The following is an 11,840-nucleotide window of genomic DNA, read 5'->3' as shown; positions in this document are numbered from 1 at the left end:
CCGTCACCCGGCCGCGCCTCAAGGGCGCCGCCGCGGGCGACACCTCCCGGACCCGCGCTGCCCGCTCATTCCTGCCCGTAGCGCGGGTCCACCGACTCCGGCGCCAGCCCCAACAGCTCGGCGACCTGCTCGACGACGACCTCGTGCACCAGTAGCGCCCGCTCGTCGTGGCTCTTCGTGCGGATCTCCACCGGCCTGCGGTAGATCACGATCCGGTCGCGATATCCGCCACCGGCCGGCAGCACCCGGCCCAGCGGCACGCCCTCCTCCTCGGCGAGCGGGTCCGGCTCGTCGCCCGGCCCGAACCCCGGCACCTCCAGCACCAGGAAATCGACCTGCGCCAGCTGCGACCAGCGCCGCTCCAGCCGGTCCCGGGAGTCGTAGACGAGGTCCGCGAACGCGTCGGCGCGGGACACCGACAGCGGTACCTGGGGAGGCGCGATCGGGCCGCGCATGCCACGGCCGTGGCGGTCGCGGCGGCGGGGTCGCGGCTCCGCAGGACGGGGAGGTACGGGGCTGTCCATCAGATCGAGCGTAGTCCTCCGGGGACGACCCGCACGGCGTTGTGCGACAACTCGCCACTTGTCGTCGGGTGACCGGACCGGCCCCGGTTCGGTTCGTTTGTGGCCCCGTATCGGATCGCCCCACCCCCACTCCGCACCGCAGAATGACACGAAATGCACCACCTGGGGACGGCATGCCGCCCCCCGCACGACCCCTCCGCGCGCACCCCCGCCGAGCCCCGACCGACGGGTGCAGGTCAGACGCATCGGACGAAGCGGGACGACACGGTTGGGTGAGCCGGGGGAGAGTCGTCGCGGCCCGCTCAAGAGTGCGGTACCGTCCAACGTCGTGAGCCCTGTACGTCGCTGTTCGCGCACTGCGTGCGGCCGCCCCGCCGTCGCAACGCTGACGTACGTCTACGCGGATTCGACCGCCGTGCTCGGACCGCTCGCCACCTACGCCGAGCCGCACTGCTACGACCTGTGCGCCGAACACTCCGAGCGCCTGACCGCCCCCCGCGGCTGGGAAGTCGTCCGCCTCGCCATCGACCCCGGGCCCGCCCGCCCCAACAGCGACGACCTCGAAGCGCTGGCCAACGCCGTCCGCGAGGCCGCCCGCCCCCAGGAACGCGCCGCCGGCGGCACGAACACCCCCACCCCCACCGGCCGCGACGGCCACCCCATGGAGGTCGCCCGCCGCGGCCACCTCCGGATCCTGCGCTCACCCGACTCCTGACCCGCCACCAGCTGGCCCGCTGCCGTACACGGCTGGTTCACGGCCCCCGCACAGAACGTACGGGTAGGTTTGTCACCCCGTAGCGACTGCAGGAGGGCTGGCTGTGACTGATCTGTCGCAGATCGTGAAGGCGTACGACGTGCGCGGCGTGGTCCCCGACCAGTGGGACGAGACCCTGGCCGAACTCTTCGGCGCGGCCTTCGTCCAGGTCACCGGCGCCGACGCGATCGTCATCGGGCACGACATGCGGCCCTCCTCGCCGAGCCTGTCCCGGGCCTTCGGCCGCGGCGCGGCCGCCCGCGGCGCCGACGTCACCGAGATCGGCCTCTGCTCCACCGACGAGCTCTACTACGCCAGCGGCGCCCTCGACCTGCCCGGCGCGATGTTCACCGCCTCGCACAACCCCGCCCAGTACAACGGCATCAAGCTGTGCCGGGCCGGCGCCGCCCCCGTCGGCCAGGACACCGGCCTCGCCGACATCCGCGCCCTGGTCGAGCGCTGGACCGCCGAAGGCGCCCCCGAGCCGGCCGCCGCACGCGGCACCCTCACCCGGCGCGACGTCCTGAAGGACTACGCCGCCCACCTGCACTCCCTGGTGGACCTGTCGGACATCCGCCCCCTGAAGGTCGTCGTCGACGCCGGCAACGGCATGGGCGGCCACACCGTCCCCACCGTCTTCAAGGGCCTGCCCCTCGACCTCGACGCCCTCTACTTCGAGCTGGACGGCTCCTTCCCCAACCACGAGGCCAACCCGCTCGACCCGAAGAACATCACCGACCTTCAGGCCCGGGTCCGCGCCGTCGGCGCCGACCTCGGCCTCGCCTTCGACGGCGACGCCGACCGCTGCTTCGTCGTCGACGAGAACGGCGACCCGGTCTCCCCGTCCGCGATCACCGCCCTGGTCGCCGCCCGCGAACTGGCCAAGCACCCCGGCGGCACGGTCATCCACAACTGCATCACCTCGTGGTCCGTCCCGGAGGTCGTCAAGGAGCACGGCGGCAGCCCCGTCCGCACCCGCGTCGGCCACTCCTTCATCAAGGCCGAAATGGCCCACACCGGTGCCATCTTCGGCGGCGAGCACTCCGCCCACTACTACTTCCGCGACTTCTGGAACGCCGACACCGGCATGCTCGCCGCGATGCACGTCCTGGCCGCCCTCGGAGGCCAGGACGGCCCGCTGTCCCAGCTGGTCGCCCAGTACGACCGCTACGCCGCCTCCGGCGAGATCAACAGCACCGTCGACGACCAGGCCGGCCGACTCGCCGCCATCAAGGCCACCTACGAAGGCCGCGACGGCATCACCCTCGACGAACTCGACGGACTGACCGTCACCGCAGCCGACTGGTGGTTCAACGTCCGCCCCTCCAACACCGAACCGCTGCTCCGCCTCAACGTCGAGGCCCGCGACCAGGCCACCGTCGCACGCACCCGCGACGAGGCCCTGGGCATCATCCGCGGCTGACCCACGCCCCACCGGACGGGAGGGCCGCCCACCCCGGCCCTCCCACCTGCCAAAACCCCCTCCGGGCAGGCCCCGCCCCCCACACCGGCGGTACGCTGGCCACGCCGTAACCACGCCAAAGGAGCACCCCGATGCCGGTCGAAGCCAGCCTGATCCAGATCCTCGCCTGCCCGGCCTGCCACGCCCCGCTGGAAGACCGCACCGCGGCCGACCCGGCCGAGCTGATCTGCACCTCCGCCGACTGCGGCCTCGCCTACCCCGTCCAGGACGGCATCCCGGTCCTCCTCGTCGATGAAGCCCGCCGCCCCGCCTGACCGGCACCACCCCGCCCACCGGCGATCGGAGGCCGCGCCACCATGCTCGACGAGTCACTGCTCGACGCCCCCGAGGCGCTGGCCGGCGCCGACCGCTTCGGCCTGCTGCGCGGCGTCGCCGAATCCGGCGCCCGGGTCCGCACCGCCGCCCGTAGCGCCGCCGAATCCGGCATCCCCGAGCTGACCCCCGACGGGCGGCCGCGCGCCATCCTGGTCGCCGGCCCCGCCCCGGCCGCCGCCGGCGTCGCCGACCTGCTGCGCGCCCTCAGCGGCGGCAGCTGCCCGGTCAGCCTCATCCAGCCCACCGGAGTCGCCCCCCTACCCGGCGCTCTCCGCTGGACCCTGCCCGGCTGGGCCGGCCCCCTCGACCTCCTCCTGGTCGCCGGCCCCGACGCCGCCGACCCCGGCCTCGCCGAACTCGTCGAACACGCCTACCGCCGTGGTTGCGCGGTCGTCGCCGTCACCCCGGCCGGCGGCCCGCTCGCCGACGCCGTCGTCCAGGCCCGCGGCCTGCCCGTCCCCCTGGCCACCACCGCCTACGACGAGGAATTCGACGTCGAGGGCGCCCCACCCGCCGCCCCCGGCACCCTCTGGTCCGTCCTCATCCCGCTGCTCGTGCTCGCCGACCGGATCGGCCTCATCAGCGCCCCCGCGGACGCCGTCAGCAAGCTCGCCGACCGCCTCGACCAGGTCGCCGAACGCTGCGGCCCGGCCATCCCCACCTACACCAACCCCGGCAAGACCCTCGCCGCCGACCTCGCCGACGCGCTCCCGCTCATCTGGACCGAGGGCCTGATCGCCGGCGCCGTCGGCCGCCACTTCGCCACCGAACTCGCCGGACTGGCCGGTCGCCCCGCGCTCGCCGCGGAACTCCCCGAGGTGCTCACCACCCACCGCACCCTGCTCGCCGGCGCACTCGCCGCCGGCGCCGACCCCGACGACTTCTTCCGCGATCGCGTCGAACAACCCGCCGCCCTGCACGCCAGGATCATCCTGCTCCGCGAGGACGAGGCCGGGCCGCTCTCCGCCACCCGCGCCGCCCAGCAACTCGCCGACGAACGCGACACCCCCCTCAGCGAGCTGGAGCCGACCGCCGGCAGCGACCTGGAACGCGCCGCGGAACTCCTCGCCATCGCCGATTTCGGTGCCGTTTACCTGGCGCTCGCCGGCACCGAGTGATCATGGCTCCGGGGGAGCCCACCACCCGCGCCCCGCCGGACCACCCACGTCACGTCAGGAAGCAGCCGTCCCATGGACCGCCTCGTCAACACCGTGCGCCCCTACGCCTGGGGCTCCACCACCGCCCTCCCCGACCTCCTCGGCGTCCCACCCACCGGCGAACCGCAGGCCGAGATGTGGCTCGGTGCCCACCCCGGTGCCCCCTCCCGCCTCGACCGCGGCCACGGCCCGGTCTCCCTCGCCGACGTGATCGCCGCCGACCCTGAGGCCGAACTGGGCGCCGACACCGTCCGCGCCTTCGGCCCCCGGCTGCCCTTCCTGTTCAAAGTCCTCGCCGCCGGCGCCCCGCTCTCCCTCCAGGTCCACCCCGACCGCGCCCAGGCCGAAGCCGGCTACGCCGACGAGGAGGCCCGCGGCGTCCCCCTCGACGCCCCGCACCGCAACTACAAGGACGCGCACCACAAGCCCGAGCTGATCTGCGCCCTCACCCCCTTCGACGGCCTCTGCGGCTTCCGCCACCCCGACCAGGCCGCCGAGCTCCTGGAGGGCCTCGACGTCGGCGACCTCAAGCCGTACGTCGACATCCTCCGCGCCAGCCCGGAGGAATCCGCCCTGCGCGAGGTGCTCACCGCCGTCCTCGGCGCCGAACCCCACGCCATCGCCGAAACCGTCGAACGCGCCGCCACCGCCGCCGCCCACCTCGCCCCCAAGGGAGGCCCGCACGCCGAGGCGTACGAGGCCCTCGCCACCCTCGCCCACCACTACCCGGGCGACCCCGGCGTCCTCGCCGCCGCGCTCCTCAACCACGTCCGCCTCCAGCCGGGCGAAGCGCTCTTCCTCGGCGCCGGCATCCCGCACGCCTACCTCAGCGGCCTCGGCGTGGAACTGATGGCCAACTCCGACAACGTGCTCCGCTGCGGCCTCACCCCCAAGCACGTCGACGTCCCCGAACTCCTGCGCGTGGTCCGCTTCGCCCCCCGCGACGCCGGCGTACTGCGACCCGAGGAGGTCGACGGCGAGGAGGTCTACGACACCCCCGTCGACGAGTTCCGCCTCTCCCGCTTCGCGCTCGCCCCCGGCGCCGCCCCCCGCCCGCTCCCCGCCCGCACCCCGCAGATCCTGCTCTGCACCGCCGGCTCCGTACACCTGACCAGCGACCGCGGCACCACCCGCGACCTCACCCTCACCCCCGGCACCGCCGCCTTCGCCCCCGCCGGCGAACACCTCACCCTCGCCGGCGACGGCACCCTCTTCCGCGCCACCGTCGTCGCCTGATCCCCGGAACGGGATCCCGTCCGGGATACGGCCTCCCGACACCTCCCGCGGACCGGGCTGCAAGAATGACCGCCGCACGTCATTAAAGGGGCGGTAAAGCCCGGTCTACGGAAGGGACACGGCGCACCCATGAGCGCATCCGGCGGTACCAAGGCGATCGTTGCGGCGCTGGGCGCCAACCTGGCGATCGCCGTGGCCAAGTTCGTCGCCTTCGCCTTCAGCGGCTCGTCCTCGATGCTCGCCGAAGGCGTGCACTCCATCGCCGACTCCGGCAACCAGGGCCTACTGCTGCTCGGCGGCAAGCGGGCCAAGCGCGCCGCCACCGCCGAACACCCCTTCGGCTACGGCCGCGAGCGCTACATCTACGGCTTCCTGGTCTCCATCGTCCTGTTCACCATCGGCGGCGTCTTCGCGCTCTACGAGGGCTGGGAGAAGATCCAGCACCCGCACCCCCTGGACAACTGGTTCTGGCCGGTCGGCGTCCTGATCTTCGCCGTCATCGCCGAGGGCTTCTCCTTCCGCACCGCGATCAAGGAGTCCAACGAACTGCGCGGCCAGCAGAGTTGGGTCCAGTTCATCCGCCGCGCCAAGGCCCCCGAACTCCCCGTCGTCCTACTGGAGGACTTCGGCGCGCTGATCGGCCTCGTCCTCGCCCTGTGCGGCGTCGGACTCACCCTCGCCACCGGCAACAGCGCCTGGGACGGCATCGGCACCATGTGCATCGGCACGCTGCTGGTCCTGATCGCCCTGGTCCTCGCCGCCGAGACCAAGTCCCTGCTGCTCGGTGAGGCGGCCGGCCCCGACCAGGTCGCCAAGATCCGCGCCGCCCTCGTCGACGGCGACGTCGTCACCGGCGTCATCCACATGCGCACCCTCCACCTCGGCCCCGAGGAACTCCTCGTCGCCGCCAAGATCGCCGTCCAGCACGACGACACCGCCACCGAGATCGCCCGCGCCATCGACGCCGCCGAGGCCCGCATCCGGGAAGCCGTCCCGATAGCCCGCGTCATCTACCTCGAACCCGACATCTACGACGAGCGGGCCGCCGCCGCCCAGCCCCCCAGCGGCACCTGACCGACCCACCCGCCGTAAGGCCCCGCCACCCCAGGAGGCGGGGCCTTACGCATGCCACCCCACCCGCCGACCGACCCCCACCCCCGCACACCGCACAGAACAAGCCAACGAACAAACCGATGCGGGCTGGGGCACCAGGACCGTTCGGTGTAAATTCGAGGGCAGTGCCAGACGTCGCTGCTGATGGCGGTCGGGCGGCCCGCACCGCGGACCGGCCGAGGGAGAGAGGGCCTCCGACGGATTGCGCTGCGGCAAGGGGAGAGGTGTACCAGCCTCCACGTAGGCTCAAGTGCGCCCCGTTACCACTGGGGACCCCCAACCCGCGCCGCAGACTGCCCGAATTGCCCGACCGACCTCGACATTCCGAGGAGCAGCCCGAATGACGACAGCAGCCACCGGCCAGGACTTCAAGGTCGCCGACCTTTCCCTCGCCGCCTTCGGCCGCAAGGAGATCACCCTCGCCGAGCACGAGATGCCCGGTCTGATGGCGATCCGCAAGGAGTACGCCGACCAGCAGCCCCTCAAGGGCGCCCGGATCACCGGCTCGCTGCACATGACCGTGCAGACCGCCGTGCTGATCGAGACCCTGGTCGCCCTGGGCGCGCAGGTGCGCTGGGCCTCCTGCAACATCTTCTCCACCCAGGACCATGCCGCCGCGGCGATCGCGGTCGGCCCCCACGGCACCGCCGAGGCTCCGCAGGGCGTCCCGGTCTTCGCCTGGAAGGGCGAGAGCCTGGAGGAGTACTGGTGGTGCACGGAGCAGGCGCTGACCTGGCCGGGCACGCCCACCGGCGGTCCGAACATGATCCTCGACGACGGCGGTGACGCCACGCTCCTGGTCCACAAGGGCGTGGAGTACGAGAAGGCCGGTCAGGCCCCGGCGGTCGAGACCGCCGAGAACGAAGAGCACCACGCGATCCTGGAGCTCCTCAACCGCACCCTCGCCGACAGCCCGCAGAAGTGGACCCGGCTCGCCTCCGAGATCCGCGGCGTGACGGAGGAGACCACCACCGGTGTCCACCGCCTCTACGAGATGCAGCGCGACGGCGTCCTGCTCTTCCCCGCGATCAACGTCAATGACGCGGTGACCAAGTCGAAGTTCGACAACAAGTACGGCTGCCGCCACTCGCTGGTCGACGGCATCAACCGCGCCACCGACGTCCTGATCGGCGGCAAGACCGCCGTGATCTGCGGCTACGGCGACGTGGGCAAGGGCTGCGCGGAGTCCCTGCGCGGCCAGGGTGCCCGCGTGATCATCACCGAGATCGACCCGATCTGCGCGCTGCAGGCGGCGATGGACGGTTACCAGGTCACCACGCTTGAGGAGGTCGTGGAGACCGCGGACATCTTCGTGACCACCACCGGTAACAAGGACATCATCCTTGCCTCCGACATGGCGCGGATGAAGCACCAGGCGATCGTCGGCAACATCGGTCACTTCGACAACGAGATCGACATGGCCGGTCTGGCCAAGCTCCCCGGCATCGTCAAGGACGAGGTCAAGCCGCAGGTCCACACCTGGACCCACCCCGACGGCAAGGTCCTGATCGTGCTGTCCGAGGGGCGTCTGCTCAACCTGGGCAACGCCACCGGTCACCCCTCGTTCGTGATGTCGAACTCCTTCGCGGACCAGACGCTGGCGCAGCTTGAGCTGTTCACCAAGCCCGAGCAGTACCCGACCGACGTCTACGTCCTGCCCAAGCACCTGGACGAGAAGGTCGCCCGCCTCCACCTGGACGCGCTGGGCGTCAAGCTCACCACCCTGCGCCAGGAGCAGGCCGACTACATCGGCGTCAAGGTCGACGGCCCCTACAAGTCCGACCACTACCGCTACTAAAGCCACCACCGGCCCGCCCGCGGACCGGTAGCCGGCACCCCAGCAGCCGCTGGCACCAGGCCCTCGCCCTCCCGGCGGGGGCCTGGCTCGCAGAATCCCCCGAACCCCCGCCCGCGGCGCACCGCCCCGCCCGCCTCCCCCAAGGACTGCACCACCATGCCCCGCGGCCACTACTCCCTGTACGACCCGCACGACCACACCCCCCTCGGCGAGGAACACTTCCACTGCGCCACCGGCCCCTCCGGCTGGCGCTACGTCTCCCAGACCCTCGACACCGCCGGCGAGCCCACCGGATCCGTCGACCTCACCCTCGACGACCTCGGCCGCCCGATCCGCCTCCAACTCGTGCGCTCCGCCTGGCAGATCCGCGGCGCCGCCCTGGACGGCGTCACCTGGGTACGCACCGACCCCACCGGCACCCACGCCACCGAAGGCAACGTCCCCGCCCACGCCTTCACCGGCGCGTCCCCGGCCTTCCTCGTCGCCACCGCCCGCCTGCTGCGCCCCGCCCTGGGCGCCGGCGCCACCCGCGTCCGCCTCGTCGCCTTCACACCCCCCGTCCTCGCCCCCCGCACCCTCGACCAGTCCTGGGCCCTGCTTTCCAGCACACCACACGCCACTGACAACGCCCCGCTCATCGCCGACGAGTACCAGGTCACCGACCTCGAAACCGGCGAACAGCACGCCGTCCACCTCGCCGGCGACGTCGTCCTCGCCGCCCCCGGCATCGAACTCGAATCCCTCGACACGCCGCCCTCGACGTTCACCTGACGGCGACGGCGAGCGCCGGACCCCGTGCCTCGCCCCCCGGGCGACAACTCGCCCCGTTCCCCACCGGCCTCCTGCTGCCCGACCCGTCTCACACGGGCGGCGCGAACCCGCTGCCACCCCGAGGCGCCTGGCCGCCCCCGCCTTGACCCGACGCCGCCGGGGCCGTCCCCGTAGGCCAGCCCGCCCCGCCGCCTCCCGGCGCACCGCCGGCTGCCCCCTGCCCGGCCGCCACCGCACCCCCGGGCGCCACCCACGCCCCACCGGCCGCAGCCGCACCGCCTCCACGCTCCGCCGAAGCCCCCGCAGGAACACCACCCCCAAGAACACCACCCGAGGGCGGCACCCCCATGACCGCCCCCGGCACACCGCTCGCCCCGAACGCCCGCCGGGACTCCCGCCCCTGCCGCTCCCGCACCACCGACGCCAGATACACCGCCGGGTCCAACCCCGCCGGCACCTCCGCCCCCGTGAAGCCCCGCAGATCCCCCGCGAGCCGCCAGGCCATCGCCGCGCCCGCCTGCGGATCCAACTCGCCCAGCCGCCCCAGGTACTGCCGCACGGCCAGCCACCACCCGTCCGGCACCCGCGACAGATCGAGCCCCCCGACCTCCCCGGCCAACCACGGAGGCGGCGCCGGCAGCACCACACCCCCGCCCTCCGCCTCGGGCACCCGCTCCCGTATCACCAGCGTCCCGGCGAACACATCACCCAGCCGCCGCCCCCGGGCCGACACCATGGACGCGATCGACGCCAACACCCCCATCGTCATCACGATCTCGACCGCCCCCATGGCACCCCGCACCAGCGCATGCCGGAACCGGATCGGCCCGCCGTCCTCCCGCACCACCCGCAGCCCACAGATCAGCTTCCCCAACGACCGCCCGTGGCTCAGCGTCTCGACCGCGATCGGAATCCCCACCTGCACCAACACGAACGTGGCCACCTGTACGGCCGCCAGCACCGCACTGTCCAACGAGGACGCAGCGCTCACCATCACCAACGTGACCACGATGTACGTCCCCCAGGCCACCGCGAGATCGACGATCACCGCCAGCCCGCGGCTCGCCAGCCTGGCCGGCCGCAGCCCCAGCACCACCGCTTCCCCCGTCACCAGCTGACTCACACGCCCACTCCCTCTCGACCCTGCTCCCGAGCCCGCCACCGCGCGGCCCCCTCACACGGTGCTCCCTACCCCTTGAGGTCCAGGGCCCGCGCCCGGCCAGTCTGCCAAGCTGGCCCGGCACCCACCCACCGCGCTACGAGGAGCGACCCCGCATGGACCTCGATGTCTTCGTCACGGCCCACAGCGCCGAATGGGATCGCCTCGACTCCCTCCTCCGCCGAAAACGCCGCCTCACCGGCGCGGAGGCCGACGAACTCGTCACCCTCTACCAACGCACCACCACCCACCTCTCCCTCCTCCTCTCCAGCGCCCCCGACCCCGCCCTGACGGGCCGCCTCACCTCCCTCGTGGCCCGCGCCCGCAGCAAGGTCACCGGCGCCCGCACGTCCTCCTGGCGCGACGCCGCCCGCTTCTTCACCACCTCGTTCCCCGCCGCCGTCTACCGCCTGCGCCACTGGTGGATCCCCACGGCGGTGCTCTCCCTGACCGTCGCCGCCCTCTTGGGCTGGTGGATAGCCGCCCACCCGGAGGTCCAGTCCACCCTCGGCGCCCCCCAGGAACTCCGCGAGATGACCCGCCCCGGCGGCGACTACGAGGCCTACTACTCCAACCACCCCGCCGCGGCCTTCGCCGCCCAGGTATGGACGAACAACGCCCAGGCCGTGGCCCTCTGCCTGGTCCTCGGCGCCTTCCTCGGCCTCCCCGTCCTGTGGATCCTCTTCGAGAACATGCTCAACCTCGGGGCCGGCCTGGGCCTGATGTCCTCGGCGGGCCGCCTGGACACCTTCCTCGGCCTGATCCTCCCGCACGGCCTCCTCGAACTGACCGCCGTCTTCGTCGCCGCCGGCATCGGCCTGCGCCTGGGCTGGACCGTCATCGACCCGGGGCCCCGCCCCCGTCGTACGGCCCTGGCGGAGGAAGGCCGCACCGCCCTCGGCGTCGCCATCGGCCTGGCCGCCGTCCTCTTCGTCTCCGGCGTCCTCGAAGGCTTCGTCACGCCCTCCGGCCTCCCGACCTGGGCCCGCATAACCATCGGCATCCTCGCCGAGCTGGCGTTCCTCACCTACGTCTACGTACTGGGCGGCCGCGCCGTACGCGCCGGCGAAACCGGCGACGTCGCCACCACCGACCGCGCCGCCCTCCTCCCCACCGCCGCCTGAGGTGCGCGCACCCCTCCTGACCTGCTAATCTCCTCTTCGCCCCAGCAACCCGTTGACATGGGTGGCAGGGGGAGGTAGATTCAAACGGTTGCAACGAACTGGACAAGTTCAATCGCGACGTTTAGTCTCTCCTCCGCTCCAGTCGCACTTTCGAATCGACTGAGCGCACCGGCCACTTATCAGAAGTTCCACTCGATTATTTGGATCGAATGCCTTCTGATAAAGTCGGAAAAGTCGAAAGACAAACCCCCTCTGACGGGTAATTCAGAACGGAATTCGAACCGGCCGCCTCGCGGTCTGGATCGGAAAGAAGATCTGATAAAGTCGGAAAGGCCGAAAAGCGAAAGCGAAGCGGCCGGACCCCGCTCCAGCAGGGGGCCAGAGACGGAAACGGATCTGGTAAGGT

The 11,840-nt window shown here is 72.3% G+C and carries 11 protein-coding genes; 9 read left to right on the top strand and 2 right to left on the bottom strand.

Annotated elements, in window-relative coordinates:
• Positions 1 to 65: 65 nt before the first annotated feature.
• A complete protein-coding gene (locus ACFVT2_RS37585; RefSeq protein WP_390025571.1) occupies positions 66 to 524 on the bottom strand; it encodes a metallopeptidase family protein in 459 nt (152 codons plus the stop codon).
• Between the two features lie 268 nt (positions 525 to 792).
• Here ACFVT2_RS37585 and ACFVT2_RS37580 point away from each other — a divergent pair, with 268 nt between their 5' ends.
• From ACFVT2_RS37580 to ACFVT2_RS37545, 8 genes are all read left to right on the top strand, one after another.
• A complete protein-coding gene (locus tag ACFVT2_RS37580; protein WP_390025569.1) occupies positions 793 to 1,239 on the top strand; it encodes a DUF3499 domain-containing protein in 447 nt (148 codons plus the stop codon).
• A gap of 103 nt (positions 1,240 to 1,342) precedes the next feature.
• Entirely contained in the window at positions 1,343 to 2,701 is a 1,359-nt protein-coding gene (locus ACFVT2_RS37575) for a phosphomannomutase/phosphoglucomutase (RefSeq protein ID WP_390025567.1), read from the top strand.
• Positions 2,702 to 2,832: 131 nt separating this feature from the next.
• Complete coding sequence (locus ACFVT2_RS37570; protein WP_016573075.1) at positions 2,833 to 3,015, top strand: Trm112 family protein; 183 nt, start codon at positions 2,833 to 2,835, stop codon at positions 3,013 to 3,015.
• Between the two features lie 42 nt (positions 3,016 to 3,057).
• Complete coding sequence (locus tag ACFVT2_RS37565) at positions 3,058 to 4,194, top strand: SIS domain-containing protein (RefSeq protein ID WP_390025566.1); 1,137 nt, start codon at positions 3,058 to 3,060, stop codon at positions 4,192 to 4,194.
• 72 nt (positions 4,195 to 4,266) lie between these two features.
• On the top strand, positions 4,267 to 5,469 hold the full coding sequence (manA, locus tag ACFVT2_RS37560; protein WP_390025564.1) for a mannose-6-phosphate isomerase, class I: 1,203 nt from the start codon (positions 4,267 to 4,269) through the stop codon (positions 5,467 to 5,469).
• 129 nt (positions 5,470 to 5,598) lie between these two features.
• Positions 5,599 to 6,543, top strand: a complete 945-nt coding sequence (locus tag ACFVT2_RS37555; RefSeq protein ID WP_390025562.1) for a cation diffusion facilitator family transporter — start codon at positions 5,599 to 5,601, stop codon at positions 6,541 to 6,543.
• A gap of 379 nt (positions 6,544 to 6,922) precedes the next feature.
• Entirely contained in the window at positions 6,923 to 8,380 is a 1,458-nt protein-coding gene (gene ahcY, locus ACFVT2_RS37550; protein WP_390025560.1) for an adenosylhomocysteinase, read from the top strand.
• A 156-nt stretch (positions 8,381 to 8,536) separates the two neighbouring features.
• A complete protein-coding gene (locus tag ACFVT2_RS37545; protein ID WP_390025558.1) occupies positions 8,537 to 9,151 on the top strand; it encodes a hypothetical protein in 615 nt (204 codons plus the stop codon).
• 88 nt (positions 9,152 to 9,239) lie between these two features.
• Here ACFVT2_RS37545 and ACFVT2_RS37540 read toward each other — a convergent pair whose 3' ends face one another.
• The gene (locus tag ACFVT2_RS37540; RefSeq protein ID WP_390025556.1) at positions 9,240 to 10,274 is read right to left on the bottom strand and encodes an RDD family protein; all 1,035 of its coding nucleotides are present in this window, start codon (positions 10,272 to 10,274) and stop codon (positions 9,240 to 9,242) included.
• Between the two features lie 152 nt (positions 10,275 to 10,426).
• Between ACFVT2_RS37540 and ACFVT2_RS37535 the strand changes: the two genes are divergently transcribed.
• The gene (locus ACFVT2_RS37535) at positions 10,427 to 11,434 is read left to right on the top strand and encodes a stage II sporulation protein M (protein ID WP_390025554.1); all 1,008 of its coding nucleotides are present in this window, start codon (positions 10,427 to 10,429) and stop codon (positions 11,432 to 11,434) included.
• Positions 11,435 to 11,840: the final 406 nt, after the last annotated feature.

The organism is Streptomyces sp. NPDC058000, from assembly GCF_042886435.1.
GTDB lineage: Bacteria > Actinomycetota > Actinomycetes > Streptomycetales > Streptomycetaceae > Streptomyces.
Note: the sequence above shows the minus strand (reverse complement) of the source record. Positions and strands in the feature narration are given on the sequence as shown.

Bases quoted from the DNA above. Each gene is read 5' to 3' on its own strand.
- manA (WP_390025564.1), top strand. From the start codon at position 4,267: ATGGACCGCCTCGTCAACACCGTGCGCCCCTACGCCTGGGGCTCCACC.
- ACFVT2_RS37545 (WP_390025558.1), top strand. From the start codon at position 8,537: ATGCCCCGCGGCCACTACTCCCTGTACGACCCGCACGACCACACCCCC.
- ACFVT2_RS37565 (WP_390025566.1), top strand. From the start codon at position 3,058: ATGCTCGACGAGTCACTGCTCGACGCCCCCGAGGCGCTGGCCGGCGCC.
- ACFVT2_RS37570 (WP_016573075.1), top strand. From the start codon at position 2,833: ATGCCGGTCGAAGCCAGCCTGATCCAGATCCTCGCCTGCCCGGCCTGC.
- ACFVT2_RS37555 (WP_390025562.1), top strand. From the start codon at position 5,599: ATGAGCGCATCCGGCGGTACCAAGGCGATCGTTGCGGCGCTGGGCGCC.
- ahcY (WP_390025560.1), top strand. From the start codon at position 6,923: ATGACGACAGCAGCCACCGGCCAGGACTTCAAGGTCGCCGACCTTTCC.
- ACFVT2_RS37585 (WP_390025571.1), bottom strand. From the start codon at position 524: ATGGACAGCCCCGTACCTCCCCGTCCTGCGGAGCCGCGACCCCGCCGC.
- ACFVT2_RS37535 (WP_390025554.1), top strand. From the start codon at position 10,427: ATGGACCTCGATGTCTTCGTCACGGCCCACAGCGCCGAATGGGATCGC.